The organism is Methylobacterium nonmethylotrophicum, assembly GCF_004745635.1.
Taxonomy (GTDB): domain Bacteria; phylum Pseudomonadota; class Alphaproteobacteria; order Rhizobiales; family Beijerinckiaceae; genus Methylobacterium; species Methylobacterium nonmethylotrophicum.
This window is the reverse complement of record NZ_SRLB01000048.1, coordinates 13818-34166: the sequence shown is the minus strand read 5'-3', so window position 1 is coordinate 34166 and position 20349 is coordinate 13818. Positions and strand designations below refer to the sequence as shown.

Genomic DNA, 20349 nt, shown 5'->3' with positions numbered 1-20349 from the left:
CATGCCCCGTCTCCCGCTCCCGTCGTCAGGAGCAGGGAATCACGCCCTCGCCGCGCGTGCAATTTGCAAGGAAACCCACTGACCCACGCCAAGCCCTTGCACGCGCGAAGACGTGTGCATAACCAATCCGCGCGATCTTCCAACGATTTAGACGTTCTTCACGGCCGACAGATCACGCGGAAGGCGTCTCAGCGGGATCGTCCCGGACGGCCTTGGCCGCCGGAAAGACCTGCCCGCCGGGAACAGAGGCCTTGCGATTCCGTCCAGTCCGACGGCGCTTCCGCGCGCCGCCACATTGGCCGCGGGCACTGGGTCGCCGCCTCTGCGTCGGGTCAAGGTCGCGGCGGGGTGCCGGGCGGCGTCAGGCTGCCAGGGTCCGGCGCGACGGCGACGATGCGGGGGGGCTGGCGGCACGCTGCAGCGCGGTCTCTGCGCCGCGGCGCGATTGCTTGAGCGCGAGGAGGGCCGACCAGCGCATCGCCACCTCGTGCCGGGCCAGGAGGCGGCCGGCAGCGTCGTAGCGGCGCCAGCCGCAGCGGTCCTGCCCGCTGTCGTCGGTCTCGTCGTAGGTCTCGTAGCGGGCGACGAGGCGCCCCTCGCCATCGAACTCGTCGTGGTACCAGCGCACGCCGTCCCGCGGGCCGCCGCGGCTGCGCGAGCCCCGGATCAGCAGCCGGTGCTCGACCGGTATGCGGAAGATCGTCTCGAATACGGGCGGCTGGAACAGCATGACCGTCGATACCCCCCTTACGATCGTCACCAAAGGTTTACGAATGACAGGGTGCGCTGCAACATAGACCCCGTCAAGGGCGTGCCGCGGCGGCAGACCACGCGATTCCGGACCGGGCGGGTGCTCCTTTGGTCCAAGATGCCCTAGCTTCCGCGGCAGCGACGCAGACGCGGGGGGACGACGCGACGATGCTTGGCAGGACGCGATGCGGCGCGGGGCCGCCCTCGCCTTTCACCATGGGCGACCGAGGCACCCTGCCCCATGCCGGCGACGACCCCGCTGATTGCCGCTTGCGCCTGCGGCTGTCGCCGCCCTTCCTGCTGGCCGAGGACAACGGCGCCTGCGGCGGCAAGAATGTCAGCTTCACCACCATCTGCCGCCGCAAGACTCCCTAACCTGAAGACAGCCCGAGCTTCCAGACGACGAGCAAGGAGATCCCCATGCGCCGTCACCGCCACGCCAAGATCGTCGCCACCGTCGGCCCGGCCAGCAACACGCCGGAGCGGCTGAAAGCCCTTTTTCTCGCCGGGGTCGACACGTTCCGGCTCAACTTCTCCCACGGCAGCCACGACGACCACGCCAAGGTCCATGCCGCGGTCCGGGCGCTGGAACAGGAGACCGGCCGGCCGATCGGCATCCTGCAGGACCTGCAGGGCCCGAAGATCCGCATCGGCACCCTGCGCGGGGGCAAGCTCGACCTCGCCACCGGCGACCGGATCCGCTTCGTGCGCGAGGGCCGGGAGGGCGGCGCCGACGCGATCCCCCTGCCCCACCCGGAGATCTTCGCCGCCGTGGCGCCGGGCCAGGAGCTGCTCATCGACGACGGCCGGGTCCGGGTGCGGGTCGCGGGCGTCGACGACGCGGCGATCGACGCCGACGTGGTGGTGGGCGGGCCGATCTCCGACCGCAAGGGCGTCAACCTGCCGGGCACGGTGCTGGCGCTCTCGCCGCTCACCGAGAAGGACCGGCGCGACCTCGCCTTCGGGCTCGAGCTCGGGGTCGATTGGGTCGCGCTCTCCTTCGTGCAGACCCCCTCCGACGTGATGGAGGCGCGCGGGCTGATCGCGGGACGGGCCGGGCTGATCGCGAAGATCGAAAAACCCTCGGCGCTGGAGCACATCGAGGACATCATCCGCATCGCCGACGGCGTGATGGTGGCCCGCGGCGACCTCGGCGTCGAGCTGCCGCCCGAGGACGTGCCGGGGCGCCAGAAGGAGCTGGTGCGGGCGTGCCGCCGGGCGGTGAAGCCGGTGATCGTGGCGACCCAGATGCTCGAATCGATGGTCGGGGCGCCCTCCCCCACCCGGGCCGAGGCCTCGGACGTCGCCACCGCCGTCTATGACGGCGCCGACGCGGTGATGCTCTCGGCCGAATCGGCGGCGGGCCGGTACCCGGTCGAGGCGGTGTCGATGATGGACCGGATCATCCGCCGCACCGAGCAGCACCGGCTCTACCGCTCCCTCGTCCGGGCGAGCGAGCCGGAGGTCGAGGACAGCCCGCCCCACGCCGTGGCGGCGGCGGCCGCCACCCTCGCCGACGCGATCGAGGCGGCGGCGATCGTCGCCTTCACGTCGAGCGGCACCACCGCAGCCCGCATTGCCCGCAAGCGCCCGAACGTGCCGATCCTGGCCGCGACCTCGGACGCGGCGGTGTCGCGCCGCCTCAGCCTGTATTGGGGCGCCCATTCGGTGCTCGGGCCCGAGATCGAGTCCTACGAGGCGATGGTCGACCGCGCGGCCGAGGTCGCAGCAGCCGAGGGCTTCGCGCAGGCGCCGGACCTGGTGGTGGCGGTGGCCGGGATCCCGTTCGGCCGGGCCGGGACGACCAACAACCTGCGGGTGGTGGAGCTCGGCCGCAAGGCGAGCGGGGTGTAGGATCCCGATCACGTCGGACGGCCCGACCGGCTTCCTCGCCATCCCGGGGCCGCGTCGCGACGCCCCGGGACCCGTCACCGCTGGCGTATGAGGAGGCGTCTGGCCCGCGATCCGGCGGGTCGGGTCGCGAATGGGAATCGTCGCGCTGCCATGTCGCCGGACAGCGAGGCCGCGGTTGGACGACCTCTCCGTCGTCCAACCGCGCCACATCGATGGCCGTCCCGGCGAACGACGCCGAGATCACGGCCGGGTCGCGACGGGATCGGGCCGTGCTCCCGCCCGGCGTCACTTCATGTTGGCGCTGAAGATCCGGTCGAACTCGCCGGAGGCCTTCGTCAGGTGGAGCCACTGGTCGACATAGGCCTTGAACACCGTGTCGCCGCGCGGCAGCAGGAAGCCCATCTCGCCATACTGGAGCGGCTGGTCGGGGTTCACCGCGCAGAGGCCCGGATGCAGCTTCTCCTGGAGCTTCACCTCGACGGACTCGGCGACCATCACGTCGGCGCGTCCTTCAGCGATCTCCTGCCAGATGACGCGGTTGTCGGGGAAGAGCTGGAGCTGCGCCTTGGCGAGGTTGGCGCGGGCGAACCGCTCGTTGGTGCCGCCGGGATTCACGACAACCCGGGTCGACGGCTGGTTGATGGCATCCGTCGTCTGGTACTTGGCGACGTCCTCGCACCGGACGATCGGCGCCTTGCCGTTCACGAGGTACATCTCGCTGAAGAACACCTCGCGCTGCCGCGGCAGCGTCACCGAGATGCCGCTCATCGCGACGTCGCATTGGCTCTTGAAGTCGGCGAGCAGGTTCGACCACTTGGTCTGGATGAACACCGCCTCGGCATCGAGCGACTTGGCGAGCGAGCGGCCGAGATCGATGTCGATGCCGACGAAGTCGTTGGCGCCGTCGGGGCGATACGAGAACGGGCGGTAGTCGCCGGTCGTGCAGATGGTGAGGACCTTGCGGGCGATGACCTGGTCGAGGCGTGAGGGCTCATTCGCGAAGGCCTGCGTCGCCGCGAGCGTCAGCATCGCCCCTGCCGCCAGCCGCGACGTCAACGAACCCGCATCCATGAAATCCACTCCCCGTCCAGCGCATCTCTGAGGGCGCCAGCGTAGGGACGCGGAGGGAGGGCGTCCAGATTGGCGAGGGGGCTTTTCGGCCCCGGCCGCTCCCGCCCTCCCTCATGATGGAGCGGGCTCCCCAGGATCTGCCGCGGCGGGCCGCGGTAACAGGCTTCGGCCTGGCCGTGGAAGGAGTCGCGGCGAGCCCGGTCGCCAGGCGTCCGGTCACGATGGCCGACAGGAGGACCGGTCGCGCCGGGGGCGCGGCGCGACGGGGATGCTCGTTCATGCCAGACGCAGCACGGACCGGAGGGTCCGCGGCCGATGGCAGGAGCCTCCGTCGAGACGATCGGGGCGATCGGGGCGATCGGGGCGATAAGTATCCAGTTTGTTTCCTTTAGACCGTCCCGAAATCATGTCCCGGTTTGACGGTGCATGCGGCGCGATCACAGCAGCTTTTACTGCTTCCAACGTAGTTTAGAATTATGCAAAACAAAGACATTGCGTTTGAAAGCCGTGCCATCCTCGCCTAAGAGGACGGCCGACGGGCGTGACGGCGCCCTGACGGATGACGCAGCAAGGAGCGCCCCATGGCCGACGGATCCACCTTCGCGCAGGCCTTCACCATCCTGTTCCGCGAGGGGCTGGAAGCGCTCCTGGTGGTCGCGGCCCTGGCGGCGTTCCTGCGTCGGGCCGGGGCGGCGGACCGCATCCGCCCGGTCTATGCCGGCGCGGGCCTCGCGGTGGTGGCGAGCCTCGGCATGGCCTGGGTGTTCGAGGCCTTCTTCGACGGCAACCACAACGACCTGATCGAGGCCGGGGTCATCGTGGTCGCGGCCGGCCTGATGTTCATGATGAGCGGCTGGCTCTTCTTGCGCCAGGATCCGGCGGCCTGGAAGGCCGAGCTCAACCGCATGGCGGAGCGGGCGATGGGCGCCGGCACGGTCGTGTCGCTCGCCGGCATCGCGTTCCTGGCGGTGTTCCGCGAGGGCGCCGAGACGGTGCTGTTCGTGCACGCCCTGGCGCGGACCGCCGGCGGCTTCGACGTCTCGCTGCTGAGCGGGTTGGCGGTGGCGGCCCTCGCCCTCGCGGTGGTGTTCGTGGCGATGCAGTGGCTGGCGCTGCGGCTGCCGCTGCGGCCGGTCTTCCTGCTCACCTCCGCCTTCCTGTTCGTGATGGGTCTGCGCCTCGTCGGCGCGGCGATCCAGGAATTGCAGGAGCAGGTGATCGTGCCGGTGCACAATGACGGCGTGCCGGACCTCGTCACGACGCTCGGCTTCAACGGCAGCTGGGAAGCCCTGGGCGTCCAGGGCGCGATCGTGCTGTGCGCGCTCGGGTGGCTGGTCGTCCGGCGGTCGCGGGCTGCCGCGCCGGCGGCGCGGGTGCCGGGAGTGCCGGCGCACTGAGCACTCGTGGTCAGTGCGGATCGACGGCAAAGAGGGCCCGGGACGGCATCCGTCCCGGGCCCTCTTCGTTGGGGCAGAACCGTGAGATCCGCCGGTGGCGGTGCGTGTCAGCGCGCGCCCTTGCCGTCGCCGTCGCGCAGCGCGCCGGTCGGCTCCTGCACGTGGGCCTCGAGGAACCACAGCTGCTTGTCGACCGCGCGCGAGACCTCGGTGAAGAGATCCGCCGTGTCGGGATCGCCGGCCTCGTCGGTCTGGTCGATGTTCTCGCGCACGGCGTTGGCGTAGGCCGCGTAGCGGTCGATCAGCGCCGAGAGGTGGTCGGCGATGGCGTAGATGTCGGTCGGGTACGGGGTGAGCTTCGAGGAGGCGGACACCACGGTCGCGGTGCCGAGCGCGGTGCCGCCGAGCTGCACGGCACGCTCCGCGACCTTGTCGTTGAGGTCGTCGATCTCGGTGCGGAACCCGTCGAGCATCTCGTGGATGCCGATGAATTGCGGGCCCTTCAGGTTCCAGTGCGCCTGCTTGATGTTGAGCGCGAGGTCGATGCCGTCGGCGAGCCGCGCATTCAGGGTCTCGATCGAGACGCGCTTGGCGTTCGAGTCGGTGTTGTTGCGGGTGCGGTGCTGGCGCGGCTGGCCGCTCTTGCCCGAGGAATCCGTCATGTCGGTCACTCCGTCGATTTCCCGCACCAACGGGGCCGCGCGGCGGCCGTTCCGATGCTGCGGTGGGGTTTGCGGCCCGTCCCGAGCTTTCTCGAGCGGGCCGGTTGGACGGGCCCGGGGGTCCGTCCGCTGGGGAAAGAGCTAGGGCGGAGTACCGGGCTGGACAGCCTGCGCGTAGCAACTGTCCCCTGCGCAACCGTCCCTTGCGTCAGACCACCGGCTGCCGGGGCATTGCCGGTCAGCGCCAGCGCAGGAACGCGCCGGCGGTGCGCAGCGACAGCGCCATGATGGTCAGCGCCGGGTTCGCGGCGAGCGAGCTCGGGAAGACCGAGCCGTCGCAGATCCACAGGTTCCCGACCTCGTGGCTGCGCCCGACGGGATCGACCACCGAGCTGTCGGGGTTCCGGCCCATCCGGCAGGTGCCGAGCGTGTGGGCGACGCGCTCCAGCACCCAGATGTCGCTCGCACCCGCCGCCTCCCAGATCGCCCGCATGAGCCTGGTGGCGTGGGCGTTGAGGTTGTCCTCGTTCGAGCCGTAGCCGAAGCTGATCCGGGCTTTGCGCATCCCGAGCGCGTCGGTCTCGTCCGACAGCGTCAGGACGTTGGCGTCGCAGGGCAGCGTCTCGCCGTTGATGCCGATGCCGGCGACGCGGTTGTACTGGCGGAGATAGTCGGTGAGCGGCCTGCCCCACAGGCCGCGGCCGCGGGCGACCGCGTTGCCCCAGGTCAGGGGCTCGACGCCGAGGCTCTGCACCAGGTAGCCGCCGGCGAAGTCCGCCCCCTTCGGCCGGGTATAGTCCTCGGTGATGAGCGAGGACGGGTAGCCGCGGTTCATCGCGACCGCGTCGGGGAACGTGCCCCAGACCTGCGTGGCGACGTGCCCGATGTAGTTGCGGCCGACCTGGCCGCTGCCGGTGGCGAGGTCGAGGTGGAGCAGGAGTCGCGGCGTCTCGACGGCGCCGGCGCACAGGATCAGGTTGGCGCAGCGCTGCCGGATATCGCGGCCGCCGCTGCGGTAGATCACGCCGGTGATCCGCCCCGCCTTGTCGCGCTCGACCCCGTGCATGCGGGACTCCGCCCGGATCTCGGCGCCGCGCGCCACCGCGAGCGGCAGGTAGGTCACGTCCATGCTGGCCTTGGCGCGGGTGCGGCAGCCCTGGTGGCAGAAGCCGCAATGGATGCAGGCCTTCCGCCCCGGGACGGACGCCTCGGGCGTGAAGTCGCGCGAGACCACCGCCGCCGGCGCGTCGGTCGCCGTGATGCCGAGCCGGTCGCAGGCCGCCGCCATCAGCTGGGCCGGGCCGTTGCGCAGCACCGGCGGCAGCGGGAAGCGGCGGGCCTCGTCCCACGGATAGGGCGTGGGGCCCGACGTGCCGATGAAGGCCTCGACCCGGTCGTAGAACGGCACCAGCTCGGCATGGTCGATCGGCCAGTCGCAGCCCTCGCCGCTCTCGGTGTTCAGGCGGAAGTCGCGGGGATCGGCCCGGGGCACGAAGGCGCCCCAGTGCAGGGTCGAGCCGCCGATGCCGGTGCCGCTGTTGTTGGCCCCGAAGGCCTCCGGCGTCGAGCCGCCGCTCAGGCGCTCCTCGGTCCAGTAGATCTCGTCGGCCAGCGTCTCGTCGAAGCCGTACCCGGCGGGGTCGAAATTCGGCCCTGCCTCCAGCGCCACGACCTTGAGGCCCGCCGCCGCGAGCGCGGCGAGGAGCGGCGCGCCCCCCGCCCCGGTGCCGACCACGACGGCGTCGACGACCTCGTCGGGACTGTGGCGGCTCTGGCCAGCGAGGTTCATCGGGCGTCTCCTGCGGTCATCGGGACGTGTCGGACCGGCGATTCCCAGTCCTCGCCCTCGTTCAGGCCGGTCAGGCGATAGCCCGGCAGGGCATCGGCATCGTCGCCCCCCGCCCCGATCCCGGTGAAGCCGATCGCCGCGAGGCCGGCCGGATGGGCGAGCCAGGTGCGCACCGCCTCGCCGCGCAGCTCCTCGAACCAGCAGGTCATCAGTGCGGGGGCGAGACCGTCCGGCACGGCCGGCAGGTCTCCGGAGGTGGCGCGGCCGAGGAGCGCGTCCTGCTCAGCGCCGGGAAGCGCTGCGAAGGGGCGCCCATGCGCCGCCCGGGCCGCCGCGTCGAGGGTGTGCAGGGCGCGGGCATAAGCTTCGGCGTCCGGCGGCAGGGCGGCGTAGCGCCAGCCGTCGCCGGTGCCGCTCGCGAGCCGCGCGTCGATACGGCGCGCGAGGTCGATCCGGCCGGGGCCCGCCTGCGGCAGCACCCGGTCGAGGCAGGCAGACAGGGTCGCGCGCGCGCCGGGCGAGAGGCAGAACGGGCCCTCCGGCTCGCGCATGCGCTCGCGCAGCGCCCTGCGCAGGCGGGTGTTGACCCGCTCCGAGCCCATCAGCGCCGCGAAGGCCGGCGGCAGGGTCGGCGCCTCGGCGGTCTCAGGGGGTGCCGCGACGAAGTCCCGGATCAGCCCGGCCAGGGCCCGCGGCCGCTCCAGCGGCAGCAGGTGGCCGGCGCCGATCGCCACTGCGTGGCGGTGGCGGGCGAGGTGCGGCAGGGTGAGCGCCGCCTGTGCCTCCGGCCCGAGGTCGCCGTCCTCCGCCCCGCTCACCACCAGCGCCGGGGTGGCGAGCGTCCCGACGCGGCCGCGCCAATCCTCGCAGGCGCCGCCGGTGAGCCAGGCCTTCCAGGCCGCGGGGTTGGCCCGCAGCACGTCCTCGACCGTCCGGGCGTGGTCCTCAGGGTTCAGCGGCGCTGCGACGTTGGCCGCCACGAAGGCCTCCGCCTCCCGCCTCCGGGTCTCCGGGTCGGCGTCGATCCAGGCGATCATCGCCTGCCGGCGCGCCTCGTCCATCGGCTCCGGCGCCGGCGGCGAGCCCGCCAGCAGCACGAGGCCGGCAAGGCCGGCGAGATCGGGATCGCCGTCCTCGTGACGCCTCGCCAGCGCCAGGGCGACCTTCGCCCCCATGCTGTTGCCGGCGATGAGCCAGGGCCCGCGCGGCGCCTCGGCCCGGATGCGGGAAGCGACGTGGTCGGCCATGGCGGCGACGCCGCCGCCCGGCTGGCCGGCCTCGTCGCCGAAGCCCGGCAGGTCGAGGGCGACGCATCGCGCTGCGGGCCCGAGATGCTCGGCGAGGCGGCGCCACGTGCGGGCGCTGCCCCCGAGGAAGTGCAGGCAGAAGAGGACGGGATCGTCGGTCATGCCGGCGAGATCGCGCGGCGCTGCGTTGCGTCAACGCCGCGGCACCCGCGGCGCCTTGCTGCACCCGAGTATGTTCTGTCCAGTCGTCGACGGACCAGATGCGCCGGTGTTCGGTCTCGCGGGCGGTTCTTGCAGCTCACGTCGGAGGCGAAGCCTTGCCTCGATACCCATATACATCGCGCGACAGCGGCAGCAAACGATCCCGTCATGCTAGTGATGCGATCGTTCCGGCAGCATCCAGGGCCCGGACGCCAAGATTGACATACGTTAAATCATCTCGGCCCTCAGCATCGAGCCGCGGCCTCGTCCTGGATGCCCGGCGCGAATTGCCTTGCCTGCGGCCGCCAGGTCTCGCCGGGACAGCCGGAGGCTGTCTCGCGCGTGTGGTGACAGGCCGGCTTCATTCGGGGTGCGGGAGGCCCGGACACGCGAAACGCCGCGCGGACGCTCGATCCGCGCGGCGTTGGTCTCGCGAGCCGCGGCCCCCGGGAGGGGGCCGTGACACCAAAAAGTCAGTTCTTGGCCTTGTCGACCAGGGCCTTCTCCTTGATCCACGGCATCATGCCGCGGAGGCGCTCGCCGACCTCCTCGATCGGGTGGGCGGCGTTGCGGGCGCGGGTGGCCTTGAACGAGGTCTGGTTGACCCGGTTCTCGAGCATCCAGTTGCGGGTGAAGATGCCCGACTGGATGTCGGTCAGCACCCGCTTCATCTCGGCCTTGGTCTCGGACGTGATGATGCGCGGGCCGGTGACGTACTCGCCGTACTCGGCGGTGTTCGAGATCGAGTAGTTCATGTTGGCGATGCCGCCCTCGTAGATGAGGTCGACGATCAGCTTCACCTCGTGGAGGCACTCGAAATAGGCCATCTCGGGGGCGTAGCCGGCCTCGACCAGGGTCTCGAAGCCGGCCTTGATCAGCTCGACGAGGCCGCCGCAGAGCACGACCTGCTCGCCGAACAGGTCGGTCTCGCACTCCTCCTTGAAGGTGGTCTCGATGATGCCGGCGCGGCCGCCGCCATTGGCCGACGCGTAGGACAGGCCGAGGTCGTGGGCGTTCCCGCTCGCGTCCTGCGCGATGGCGATCAGGGTCGGCACGCCGCCGCCGCGCAGGTATTCCGAGCGCACGGTGTGGCCGGGGCCCTTCGGGGCGACCATCAGCACGTCGAGGTCGGCGCGCGGCTCGATCAGGTTGAAGTGGACGTTGAGGCCGTGGGCGAACATCAGGGCGGCGCCCTGCTTCATGTTGCCCTGGAGCGAGTCGCGGTAGATCTCGGCCTGCAACTCGTCGGGGGTCAGCATCATGACGACGTCGGCCTGCTTGGCCGCCTCGGCGACCTCCAGGACCGTGAAGCCCTCGGCCTCGGCCTTCTTGGCGCTGGCCGAGCCCTTGCGGAGCGCGATCACCACGTCCTTCACGCCCGAATCGCGCAGGTTCAGCGCGTGGGCGTGGCCCTGGCTGCCGTAGCCGACGATGACGACCTTCTTGCCCTTGATCAGATTGATGTCGGCATCCCGATCGTAATAGACCCGCATGGCGGCTCCCCCTGTGTGCAGATGGTGAGAAACTCGAACGCTCCGGGCGCTGGAGCGGCCGTGCGACCGGCGGCTTGTAGCGGCGCGATTCGCGACAGGGAATAGGGGATGCGCGCGAAGGCGCACATGGGTGCTCGGCTCGACGCGCGGACAGGGCCGGACCACGGACCGACGGGAGAGAGCAGGATGCGAGGGACGACGCCGGCCGACCTGGTGGCGTTCTGGCGCGAGGCCGGGTTCGACCGCTGGTTCACCGCCGATCCAGCCTTCGACGCCGCCTGCCGGGCCTACGCCTCCCTGCACGAGGCGGCGGCGCGCGGCGACCTCGAATCCTGGGAGGAGACGCCGGAGGGCGCGCTCGCCCTGGTGCTGCTCCTCGACCAGTTCCCCCGCAACCTGTTTCGCGGCACGCCCCGGGCCTGGGCCACCGACGCGGCGGCCTTGGGCGTGGCCGAGCGGGCGCTGGCCCACGGCCACGATCGGGCGATCGCGCCGGCCTTGCGCGTCTTCCTCTACATGCCGCTGATGCACGCCGAGGACCTGGCCCGGCAGGAGCGCAGCGTCGCGCTGTTCACCGCGCTCGGCCTCCCGGCGCATCGCGAGGCGGCGATCGAGCACCGCGACCTGATCCGGCGCTTCGGCCGCTTTCCCCACCGCAACGCCGTGCTCGGCCGCCCCGAGACGGCGGCCGAGCGGGAGTACCTCGCGGGCGAGGACGCCTTCAGGGGTTGAGACCTCGCCGGGGTTGACAGCCTGTTTGACCTGCCAGGCAACGTTATCCCACTCGCGACCTCATCCTGAGGTGGCGGGTGGGATCGAACAGACGCTCAGGATGCTGGTCCTGCGAGTCAAACAGAGGCTGAAACCTTGCCGGGGCTGACCCTCAAGTCGGCAGCGGCAGGCCCTCGCGGGCGAAGGCGCGCTGCACCGCCGGCCGTTCGGCCATGCGGCGGGCGTGGTCGGTCCAGTACGGGAACTGGCGGGCCATGTCGTAGCCGAGCACCTGGCCGCGGCCCCAGTGCCAGAACACCAGCAGGTAGGGGTCGGCGACGCTGTAGCGCTCGCCCACCGCCCAGCCGCCGCGCGACAGCCCGACCTCGATCATGGTCCAGAGATCGGCGCAGGTCTCTCGGCCCTTGGCCTTCACGTCCTCGATCGCCGCCTCGTCGGTGGCGTAGCGCTCGGCCCGGCGGATATGGGCGTAGGCCGGGTGGATGGTGGAGGAGATCCAGGCCAGCCACTCCGCGCAGCGCGCCTCCTCTCGCGGATCCTCGGGCCACAAGCCGGCTTGCGGGTGGCGCCGCGCGATGTAGCGCAGGATCGCCGGGTTCTCGGTCAGCACCCAGTCGCCCTCGGCGAGCGCCGGCACCCGGCCCTTCTGGTTGATGGCGAGGTAGCGCCCGCCGCGCTGCTCGGCGGTGGCGAAATCCACCTTGATCGCCTCGAAGGCCGCGCCGGTCTCCTCGAGGGCGATGTGGGGCGCGAGCGAGCAGGCGCCCGGCGAGTAGTAGAGGGTCAGGGTGTCGGACATGGGGCCTCCCGGGCGCCGCCGCCGTCGCGCCGGCTGGGGACCGGGCCGGGCGGCGCACCCGTTCCTTAGCGCGGACGGGCGGGCAGGTGGTACTGCGCCTCGGCGCATGGGTTCGGTCGGAGGATCGACCGCACTGCCCTTCGTGAGTTACCTGACGGCAGATAACCTTCGGATCGAGCGGCATGAAGGAGAGTCAGCGTGAGCGGATCAAGCTCTTCGCCAACGCCCCTAACACGTTGGCGACGTCCTGTTTCACGGTGGGGATCGCCACACCGATCGCCGGTTAACTCTACAACGTCAGCAACTTCCGTGTGCTGGTCGAGGTCTGGGCCCTGGCGGCCGGTGTCGGCGTCTGGGTTTCCACCGCGGTCGGCTTACAGATGACGGCACGCCGCGTCCTCAGAGGACTCGACCCATGACAGCATCGTTCCTGCTGGCCTTCGTCGTCACGCCCGCCATCGTCATGGCCGCCGCATAGGCGGGCCTGCTGCTGCACGAGTGGGACCTGCGCCGCGGCCGCGACACGCCGGCCGAGTAGTGGTTCCCGAACGAGCAGGCCTCCGCCGCAGGATCCGGATGACGGCAACCGTCAGGGGCGAAGAGGGGATCGACCGCCGGAGATCGGTTTCTTACCTAAGGTAATATCTGGATCGAGGCGACCTGCGTGACCAGATCGGTTATCGATGCGGCGGAACTTGCTGCGCGCCGTAAGCATGCTGCTAAGCGCCTGAATGAGCACATCAAACTGTTCGCAGCGTACGTCAATGCGATGGCGATCGCCATCGCGGGTGCAGCCATCATCGTACCGATGGTGAGCACGCCCGCTGCGATTGTAGATTCATCGCGCGCCGCTTGGTTCACGGCGTCCCTGGCATGACATTGTGCCGGTCATGCCGTGATCCGATTTTTGCGCCGGGAGGAGTGACGATGCCCTGGGACGCCACCCTCGTGATGCTGGCTTTCGCCCTGTTCGTGTCCGTGAGCGGCTTCGCCGCCATCCTGTACGGCGTGCGCCGCTTCGAGCGCGAATACGGCGGGCCGGGGCGGATCGGCGCCCCGCCCGCCGAATAGCCCGCCCTACATTGCCTCAGGCCCGCGCCCCATGGCGGCGACGCCGGTGCGCGAGACCTCGACGAGGCCCACCGACGCCATCAGCTTGACGAAGCGGTCGATCTCGTCGGTCGTGCCGGTGAGCTCGAACACGAACGAGGACAGCGTCGCGTCAAGGGTGCGGGCGCCGAAGGCGGCAGCCAGCCGCATCGCCTCGACCCGGTGGTCGCCCTTGCCGGCCACCTTCACCAGGGCGAGCTCCCGCTCGAGCGAGTCCCCCTGCAGCGTCAGGTCCACTACCCGGTGCACCGGCACGAGCCGGTCGAGCTGCGCCTTGATCTGCTCGATCACCGCGTTGGTGCCCGCCGTCACGATGGTGATGCGCGAGATGTGCCGGGCGTGCTCGGTCTCCGACACGGTCAGGCTCTCGATGTTGTAGCCGCGGCCGGAGAAGAGGCCGGCGATGCGGGCGAGCACGCCGGGCTCGTTGTCGACGATGACCGCCAGCGTGTGGCGGTTCACCGGCTCGACGCGGACCGGATCGGGGTAGTGGGTGTTCATGGCGTTCATCGTCCTCAAAACCCTCGCCCGGTCAGACCAGCATCTTGCCTTCGTCGGAGATCACGTCCCCTAAATCCGCCCCGGTCTCGCCGAGGTAGTCCGAGAGCAGCATCTCGTTATGCGCCTTGCCCGACGGGATCATCGGGAAGCAGTTCTCGGTCTTGTCGACGATGCAGTCGAAGATCACCGGGCCGTCATGGTCCAGCATCTCGGCGATCGCGGCGTCGAGGCTGCCCGGATCGGAGCAGCGGATGCCCTTGGCGCCGTAGGCCTCGGCCAGCTTGACGAAGTCGGGCAGGCTCTCGGAATAGCTCTCGGAGTAGCGCGAGCCGTGCAGCAATTGCTGCCACTGGCGCACCATGCCCATGTATTCGTTGTTCAGGATGAAGATCTTGACCGGCAGGCGGTACTGCACGGCGGTCGACATCTCCTGGATGTTCATCTGGATCGAGGCCTCGCCGGCGATGTCGATCACCAGCGCGCCGCGATGGGCGAGCTGGGCGCCGATCGCCGCCGGCAGGCCGTAGCCCATCGTGCCCAGGCCCCCCGAGGTCATCCAGCGGTTCGGCTCGTCGAACTTGTAGTACTGCGCCGCCCACATCTGGTGCTGGCCGACCTCCGTCGTGACGTAGGTCTCGCGCCCCTTGGTCGCCTCGTAGAGGCGCTGGACCGCGTATTGCGGCTTGATGGTCGTGCCGGACGGCCAGTAGCCAAGGCATTCGCGCGCCTTCCAGCCGCGGATCTTCGACAGCCACTCGGTCAGGCGGCCCTTGTCGGGCTCCGGCGTGAGCTGACGCCACTCGCGCAGCATGTCGCCGAGCACCGAGCCGCAATCGCCGACGATGCCGATATCGGCCTTGACGGTCTTGTTGATCGACGAGGCGTCGATGTCGACGTGGATCTTCTTGGAGAAGGGCGAGAAGGCGTCGAGCCGGCCGGTGATGCGGTCGTCGAAGCGCGCGCCGATGCAGACCATGACGTCGCATTCGTGCATCGCCAGATTGGCCTCGTAGGTCCCGTGCATGCCGAGCATGCCGAGGAACTGCGGGTCCGAGCCCGGGAAGGCGCCGAGGCCCATCAGCGTCGAGGTGACCGGGAAGCCGGTGGCACGGGCGAGTTCCCGCAGCAGCCGCGAGGCTTCCGGCCCCGAGTTGATGACGCCGCCGCCGGTATAGAAGACCGGCCGGCGCGCGCCCGCCATCAGCGCCACCGCGGCGCGGATTTTTTCCGGATCTCCTTGGGTCTGCGGGTTGTAGGTCTTGTGGCTGTTGTCGAACGGGCGGCGGTAGAGGCCGCTGGCGAACTGGATGTCCTTCGGCAGGTCGATGACGACGGGGCCGGGCCGGCCGTGCGAGGCGACGTAGAACGCCTCGTGCAGGATCCGCGGCAGGTCGTCGATCGATTTGACCAGGTAGTTGTGCTTGGTGCAGCTGCGGGTGATGCCGACCGTGTCGCATTCCTGGAACGCGTCCGAGCCGATGAGATGGGTCGGCACCTGGCCGGTGATGCAGACGAGCGGGACCGAGTCGAGCAGCGCGTCGGTGAGCCCGGTGACGATGTTGGTGGCGCCGGGCCCCGAGGTGACCAGCACGCAGCCGACCTTGCCGGACGAGCGGGCATAGCCCTCGGCCGCGTGCACCGCGCCCTGCTCGTGCCGGACCAGGATGTGCTTCACCGTGTCCTGGTGGAAGAGCGCGTCGTAGATCGGCAGCACCGCGCCACCCGGATAGCCGAACAGGGTGTCGACGCCCTGATCCTGAAACGCCCGGATCACCATCTCGGCGCCCGTCATGACCTCGCCCGCACTCATCGTCGCGCTCCCGCTCACTGGTCTTGTCCGCGCTCTCGGGTTCTTCTCGGCAACAAAAAAGGGCCCCGAAGGACCCTTGCACGCGCCACCCTTGGGATGCCGGGCCTTCAAGCCCGCCCCGTCGGTGGCGCCTCCGCTACAATAAGGACCGCACGCATGCTGTCGAAAGCCTGCCCTTCTGAGAGTGGCGCGGACCCTACGCGTGTCGACCGGCAGGGTCAACCGGTTTGATCCGCGCGATCGTCATACCGATCAGCGCGGCTGAAGCGTCGGATAGGCCCGGCGCACCGCCCGAGCGATCGCTACGGCGAGGACGACCTTCACGGCGTCGCCGGGCAGGAACCAGGCCGAGCCGAGCGCCGCCTTCGCGAGGTCGACCCGGGCGACCACGGCGATCCACGGGATGCCGACCGCGTAGGTGAGCACGACGCCGCCGAGGACCAGGATCAGCACCTCCTTCCAGATCGTGAGGCTGCGCAGGGCGCGCTCGTACAGGAGCCCGATGACGAAGGCGGCGACCGGCCACATCAGCACGAAGCCGCCGCCCGGCCCCATGACGATGCCGAGCCCGCCCCGCCCACCGGCCATCAGCGGCAGCCCGGCGCAGACGAGGAGCACGAACAGCGCCAGGGCCGTGCCCCCGCGCCTGGCCCCCGCGATGGCGCCGGCGAGCATCACGCCCATCGACTGCGCGGTGATCGGCACGCCGATCACCGGCAGGGTCACGGGCGGAAACAGGCCGAGGGCGGCGGTGAGGGCAGCGAAGAGGGCGACGAAGACGATGTCCCGGGTCGACATGGATGTCCTTGGCAAGAGAGAGACGTGCGTCAGCCGCCGGCCTGGTCCGGATCATACGACCGCGCGTCGATCGCCGCGGCGATGTCGTCGCTCATCTTGAGCATGCGCACGACGACCGGGACGGTGAGCGCCACCAGGCTGCGTTCCAGCCCGCGGGCCCGCTGGGCCTCGCGCACCTCCGCCGTGATGGCGGCCAGCACGGGGATGAAGCGCAAAGTGAGCGCGATGGCGAGCCCGACCTTGGCGGGATTCACACCCAGGGGCTTCAGCCAGGCGAGGCCGTTCTGCAGCGCCTCGATCAGGTCGGCGCTGCGGGTCGTCAGCGTCACGAGGCCGGCGAGCAGCACCAGGGCGGCGAGGCGGGCGGCCACCAGCATGGCCGAGAGCCAGCCGTCGAGGGCGAGCTGGACCAGGACCAGGACGACGAGGATCCAGGCGAGCGGCCGCAGCTGCGCCAGCGCCAGGCGGGCCGTGATGCCGGCGAGCCCGTAGAGCAGGCCGGTCGCGGCCAGGGCCGCGAGCGCGAGATCGAGTCGCGGCAGCGCGAACAGGGCGGTGCCGACGGCGACGAGCGCGAGGATCTTCGCCCCGGGCGGGCAGCGGTGGACGGGGCTCTCGCCCGGCAGATACGGGGTCACGACATCATCGCCACGTAGGCCGGGAGCGCCACCGCGGGCTTGTCGTCGATCACGACGCGGCCGTCCTCGAACACCAGCACCCGGTCGAACGCCTCGAGGAGGTCGAGGTCGTGCGAGACCACGATGGCGCGCTGGGCGAGCCCGTCGATGGCCTGCGCGATCCGGCGCTTGTTGCGCAGATCGAGCAGCGTCGTCGGCTCGTCGAACACGATGACGTCGGGAGCCATCGCGAGCACGCCGGCGATGGCCAGCAGCTGCTTCTGCCCGCCGCTGAGCAGGTGGGCCGGGTGGTCGGCCACATCGTGCAGGCCGTAGCGGCGCAGGGCCTCGTCGGTGCGCCGGGCGATCTCGTCCTTCGGGAGCCCGAGGTTCTTGAGCCCGAAGGCCAGGTCCTCCGCGACCACCGGCAGCACGATCTGGTTGTCGGGGTTCTGGAACACGAAGCCGACCTTGCGGCGCACCGCCCGGCCGTCGCGGCGCGTGTCGAGCCCGTCGACCCGCACCGTGCCGCGGGTCGGCACCAGCAGGCCGTTGAGCAGACGCGCGAAGGTGCTCTTGCCGCTGCCGTTGCCGCCCACCACCGCGATCCGCCGCTCCGTCAGGTCGAGGCTCAGGTCGCGCAGAACCGTGCGCTCCCCGAAGGCATGGCCGACATGCCTGATCTCGATCATGACGGGTCCGCTCCTCTCTCGACCCAGGAAAGGCTGCCGTCCCAGGGCGGGAAGGCCTGCCGGGCGGCGCCTCATAGCATCTCCGGCGCGGCCCGACAGGGAGGAACGGCCCACCTCGCCCGGTTTGGAAACCCGCCGCGCCTCTCCTATCTCAGCTGCGATCCGCGATGGCGGACGATTGTTCGAGCGAGCGGGGCGCAGCGCGATGACGGCCGGGACGGCATACCTCTTGGTCGATGTCGCCGGGACACCCTGCGCCCTGCCGCGCGAGGCGGTGCGCGAGGTGCTGCCGCTGCCGCGCCTGTGGCGCCCGCCGGGGGCGCCGGCGGCGCTCGCGGGCTTCCTCAACCTCGCCGGCAGCGCGGTGCCGGTCCTCGACCTCGCGGTGCTGTTCGGCCTCGGCCGCCCGGTGGCGGCGCGCCAGGCGCTCTACCGCCACCTCGTGCTCGTCCACGGCGCCACGCCCCAGGCGCTGATGGTGGACCGAGCCGCGGACGTGGTGCGGGTCGCGCCGGACCAGGTCCGGCCGGTCGCCGACGCGGCGACGCTCAACGGCTGCGTCGCCGCCGAGATCCGGCTCGGCGAGGGGCTGGTGCATGGGCTCTCGGTCGACCGGATCCTCCTCGCCGAGGAGCGGGTGCGGCTGGCGGCGCAGACCCGGGACGCGCAGGCGCGGCTCGCCGAGTGGGCGGCCTGACGCCCCCGCGGGGTCCGGCCCCGCGCACCGGACCCTCACGGGGCTCCGCCCCGATCGGCGATGCGGCCTTCGCGGCGCTCAAGACCCGCCTCGTCGCCCGCACCGGGCACCATTACTACGCCGACAAGGACGACCTCCTGTGGGAGCGGATCGGCCGGCGCATGCGTGCCCGAGGCCTCTCCGAGCCCGCCGGCTACCTCGCGCTGCTCGAGGAGTCGGAGGCCGAATGGGCGGCGCTCGAGGCCGAGATCACCATCGGGGAGACGTTCTTCTTCCGCTACGCCGAGCAGTTCGCGGCCCTGCGCCGGACCATTCTCCCCGAACGGATCGCGGCACGCGGCGACGAGCGGCGCCTGCGGATCTGGAGCGCGGGCTGCTCCACCGGCCCGGAGACCCACTCGGTCGCGATCGTGCTGCACGAGCTGTTGGGCGAGCGCCTGCCGGAGTGGCGCATCGGGCTCACCGGCACCGACATCAACCGCGACGTGCTGGCGGTGGCCCGCCGCGCGGTCTACGGCACCTGGGCGCTTCGCACCCTCGGGGCGGAGGAGCGCGGGCGCTACTTCCGGCCGGGGCCGCGGGAGGGCACCTTCGCGCTGCGTCCCGAGTTCCGGGGGCTCGCCCGATTCGAGCCGCAGAACCTGATGAGCCTCATCGACGGCACCGCCTCCCTGGCGCTGACCGACTACGACCTCATCCTGTGCCGCAACGTCCTGATCTACTTCCACCCGGACACGGTGCAGGCCCTGGTGCGCGCCCTGGCGCAGCGCCTGCGGCCCGGGGGCTGGCTGCTGCTCGGCCACGCCGAGCCGAACCCCGCCTTCGCGGAGTTCCTGGACGCCGTCTCGCTGCCGGGAACCGCCGCCTATCGCCGCCCGGAGGACGGGGCCGCGCCGGGCTTGCCGGCCGACCTGCCGGCGGCCCTGCCGCCGCCGCTCGCGCGGCCGGCCCCAATCCTCGACGCAACCTGGGTGCCGCTCCTGCCCCCGACGGCGCCGGCCCCCGCGCCGCGCCCGCCGCGGCGCCTCTCCCTGCCCCCGGCCCCGCCGGTGGAGCCCGCCGCGGCGGCGGACACCTCCCGTCTCGCCGCCGTCCGGGCGCTCGCCGATGCGGGCGACCTCGACGCGAGCTGGCGCGCCTGCCGGGCGGCTCTGGGACAGGACCCGACCGACCCGCGCCTGCGCTACTACGAGGGGCTGCTCGCCCGCGCCCGCGCCCGGCCGGACGAGGCCGAACGCGCCTTCCGCGGCGCGCTCTACCTCGATAAAGGGTTCGTCATGGCGCATTACCACCTCGGGTTGACCCTGATCGCCGCCGGCCGCGCCGAGGCCGGCCGCCGCGCCGTGGCGAATGCCGTGCGGCTCGCCGCCCGCCTGCCGGCCGACGCCGTGCTGCCCGAGGGCGACGGGCTCACCGCCGCCGACCTCGCCGGCGCCGCCCGGCTCGTCCTCGGCGACGAGGCCGCCTGATGCCGCATTCCGCGCCCGCCGCCGGCCCGCAACTCCCCGGCGATGCGGCCTTGAGCGCCGCCCGGATCGACGCGATCCTGGATGCCCGCACCCGCACCCTCGCCGCCCGCGGGACCGCACCCGAGGCGCGGCCGACCCGCCGCCTGCTCGTCTGCCGGGCCGGCGCCGACGCGGTCGGCCTGCCCCTCGAGGGCGTCGCCGAGGTGTTTCCGTTCCGGCCCTGCACGCCGGTGCCGGGGGCCCCCGCGGCGCTGATCGGCCTCACCGGGCGGGGCGGGATCCTCGTCAGCGTGGTCGATCTCGCGGTGGCGCTGGGCGCCACGCCGGCGCTGGGCGCCACGCCGGCGCTGGGCGCTCCTCCCCCCGAGGGAGAGGCCGGCCACGTCGTGGTCCTGCGCCGGGACGGCCCGCGCATCGGCCTCAAGGTCGACCGGGTCCTGTCGGTGGCCGAGGCCGTGGTCGAGGCGCCGCCCGAGGGGCTGGGCAGGCGGGCGGTGGCAGGCTATGCCCGCGCCGCGTCGCATGACCCGGGTCGGGAACCGGACAGCGCGGGACCCGGCCGCACGGCGATCGACGTCCCGGCGATCGGCTTCCCCGTCATCGATGTGGCCGTCCTGCTGGCTCCGCTCCTCGCCGGCCGTTCCGGACAGGCCTGACCCG

21 protein-coding genes are annotated in these 20349 nt (G+C 71.5%); 9 read left to right on the top strand and 12 right to left on the bottom strand.

Annotated elements, in window-relative coordinates; all coding sequences use genetic code 11:
- Nucleotides 1–361 precede the first annotated feature (361 nt).
- A complete protein-coding gene (locus tag EU555_RS32985; RefSeq protein WP_135419563.1) occupies nucleotides 362–730 on the bottom strand; it encodes a hypothetical protein in 369 nt (122 codons plus the stop codon).
- Between the two features lie 236 nt (nucleotides 731–966).
- Between EU555_RS32985 and EU555_RS36495 the strand changes: the two genes are divergently transcribed.
- Nucleotides 967–1125 (top strand): hypothetical protein, encoded by a 159-nt coding sequence (locus EU555_RS36495; RefSeq protein WP_167858739.1) that lies wholly within the window; start codon nucleotides 967–969, stop codon nucleotides 1123–1125.
- A gap of 45 nt (nucleotides 1126–1170) precedes the next feature.
- Nucleotides 1171–2604 carry a pyruvate kinase gene (pyk, locus tag EU555_RS32980; protein WP_135419562.1) on the top strand — a complete coding sequence of 478 codons (1434 nt, stop codon included), beginning with the start codon at nucleotides 1171–1173 and terminating at the stop codon, nucleotides 2602–2604.
- Between the two features lie 285 nt (nucleotides 2605–2889).
- On the opposite strand, the gene EU555_RS32975 is transcribed toward pyk, so the two are convergent.
- Nucleotides 2890–3675 (bottom strand): transporter substrate-binding domain-containing protein, encoded by a 786-nt coding sequence (locus tag EU555_RS32975; protein ID WP_135419561.1) that lies wholly within the window; start codon nucleotides 3673–3675, stop codon nucleotides 2890–2892.
- A gap of 581 nt (nucleotides 3676–4256) precedes the next feature.
- On the opposite strand from EU555_RS32975, the gene EU555_RS32970 reads away from it, so the two are divergent.
- Entirely contained in the window at nucleotides 4257–5072 is an 816-nt protein-coding gene (locus tag EU555_RS32970; protein WP_135419560.1) for an FTR1 family iron permease, read from the top strand.
- A 107-nt stretch (nucleotides 5073–5179) separates the two neighbouring features.
- Here EU555_RS32970 and dps read toward each other — a convergent pair whose 3' ends face one another.
- The 4 genes from dps to ilvC all read right to left on the bottom strand — a co-directional run bounded on the left by dps (nucleotide 5180) and on the right by ilvC (nucleotide 10464).
- The gene (gene dps, locus EU555_RS32965) at nucleotides 5180–5734 is read right to left on the bottom strand and encodes a DNA starvation/stationary phase protection protein Dps (protein WP_135419559.1); all 555 of its coding nucleotides are present in this window, start codon (nucleotides 5732–5734) and stop codon (nucleotides 5180–5182) included.
- Nucleotides 5735–5972: 238 nt separating this feature from the next.
- On the bottom strand, nucleotides 5973–7523 hold the full coding sequence (locus EU555_RS32960) for a GMC family oxidoreductase (protein ID WP_135419558.1): 1551 nt from the start codon (nucleotides 7521–7523) through the stop codon (nucleotides 5973–5975).
- A complete protein-coding gene (locus tag EU555_RS32955) occupies nucleotides 7520–8932 on the bottom strand; it encodes an alpha/beta hydrolase (protein ID WP_135419557.1) in 1413 nt (470 codons plus the stop codon). The genes EU555_RS32960 and EU555_RS32955 overlap by 4 nt, the downstream gene beginning before the upstream one ends.
- A 512-nt stretch (nucleotides 8933–9444) precedes the next feature.
- A complete protein-coding gene (gene ilvC, locus EU555_RS32950) occupies nucleotides 9445–10464 on the bottom strand; it encodes a ketol-acid reductoisomerase (RefSeq protein WP_135419556.1) in 1020 nt (339 codons plus the stop codon).
- Between the two features lie 186 nt (nucleotides 10465–10650).
- On the opposite strand from ilvC, the gene EU555_RS32945 reads away from it, so the two are divergent.
- Nucleotides 10651–11196 (top strand): DUF924 family protein, encoded by a 546-nt coding sequence (locus tag EU555_RS32945; protein WP_135419555.1) that lies wholly within the window; start codon nucleotides 10651–10653, stop codon nucleotides 11194–11196.
- Nucleotides 11197–11347: 151 nt separating this feature from the next.
- Here the strand turns inward: EU555_RS32945 and EU555_RS32940 are convergent, their stop codons facing one another.
- Nucleotides 11348–11995, bottom strand: coding sequence for a glutathione S-transferase family protein (locus tag EU555_RS32940; protein WP_135419554.1), 648 nt, complete (start codon nucleotides 11993–11995; stop codon nucleotides 11348–11350).
- A 664-nt stretch (nucleotides 11996–12659) separates the two neighbouring features.
- Between EU555_RS32940 and EU555_RS32935 the strand changes: the two genes are divergently transcribed.
- Nucleotides 12660–12872, top strand: a complete 213-nt coding sequence (locus EU555_RS32935) for a hypothetical protein (RefSeq protein ID WP_135419553.1) — start codon at nucleotides 12660–12662, stop codon at nucleotides 12870–12872.
- Nucleotides 12873–12922: 50 nt separating this feature from the next.
- Nucleotides 12923–13066, top strand: coding sequence for a hypothetical protein (locus EU555_RS36490; RefSeq protein ID WP_167858738.1), 144 nt, complete (start codon nucleotides 12923–12925; stop codon nucleotides 13064–13066).
- A gap of 6 nt (nucleotides 13067–13072) precedes the next feature.
- Here EU555_RS36490 and ilvN read toward each other — a convergent pair whose 3' ends face one another.
- The 5 genes from ilvN to EU555_RS32910 form a co-directional block, all read right to left on the bottom strand.
- Entirely contained in the window at nucleotides 13073–13615 is a 543-nt protein-coding gene (gene ilvN / locus EU555_RS32930) for an acetolactate synthase small subunit (protein WP_135419552.1), read from the bottom strand.
- Nucleotides 13616–13637: 22 nt separating this feature from the next.
- Nucleotides 13638–15416, bottom strand: a complete 1779-nt coding sequence (locus EU555_RS32925; RefSeq protein WP_135419551.1) for an acetolactate synthase 3 large subunit — start codon at nucleotides 15414–15416, stop codon at nucleotides 13638–13640.
- 252 nt (nucleotides 15417–15668) lie between these two features.
- A complete protein-coding gene (locus tag EU555_RS32920; RefSeq protein WP_135419550.1) occupies nucleotides 15669–16214 on the bottom strand; it encodes a biotin transporter BioY in 546 nt (181 codons plus the stop codon).
- 29 nt (nucleotides 16215–16243) lie between these two features.
- Nucleotides 16244–16852, bottom strand: a complete 609-nt coding sequence (locus EU555_RS32915) for an energy-coupling factor transporter transmembrane component T family protein (RefSeq protein WP_135419549.1) — start codon at nucleotides 16850–16852, stop codon at nucleotides 16244–16246.
- Nucleotides 16849–17523, bottom strand: a complete 675-nt coding sequence (locus EU555_RS32910) for an energy-coupling factor ABC transporter ATP-binding protein (protein ID WP_135419548.1) — start codon at nucleotides 17521–17523, stop codon at nucleotides 16849–16851. The genes EU555_RS32915 and EU555_RS32910 overlap by 4 nt, the downstream gene beginning before the upstream one ends.
- A 229-nt stretch (nucleotides 17524–17752) precedes the next feature.
- Here EU555_RS32910 and EU555_RS32905 point away from each other — a divergent pair, with 229 nt between their 5' ends.
- Genes EU555_RS32905 through EU555_RS32895 form a run of 3 tightly spaced genes read left to right on the top strand, consistent with a single transcriptional unit; the run spans nucleotide 17753 to nucleotide 20345 of the window.
- Complete coding sequence (locus tag EU555_RS32905; protein ID WP_342636507.1) at nucleotides 17753–18220, top strand: chemotaxis protein CheW; 468 nt, start codon at nucleotides 17753–17755, stop codon at nucleotides 18218–18220.
- A complete protein-coding gene (locus EU555_RS32900) occupies nucleotides 18217–19689 on the top strand; it encodes a CheR family methyltransferase (protein WP_135419564.1) in 1473 nt (490 codons plus the stop codon). Before EU555_RS32905 ends, EU555_RS32900 begins: the two co-directional genes overlap by 4 nt.
- Nucleotides 19689–20345, top strand: a complete 657-nt coding sequence (locus EU555_RS32895) for a chemotaxis protein CheW (RefSeq protein ID WP_135419546.1) — start codon at nucleotides 19689–19691, stop codon at nucleotides 20343–20345. Before EU555_RS32900 ends, EU555_RS32895 begins: the two co-directional genes overlap by 1 nt.
- The last annotated feature ends 4 nt before the right edge of the window (nucleotides 20346–20349 follow it).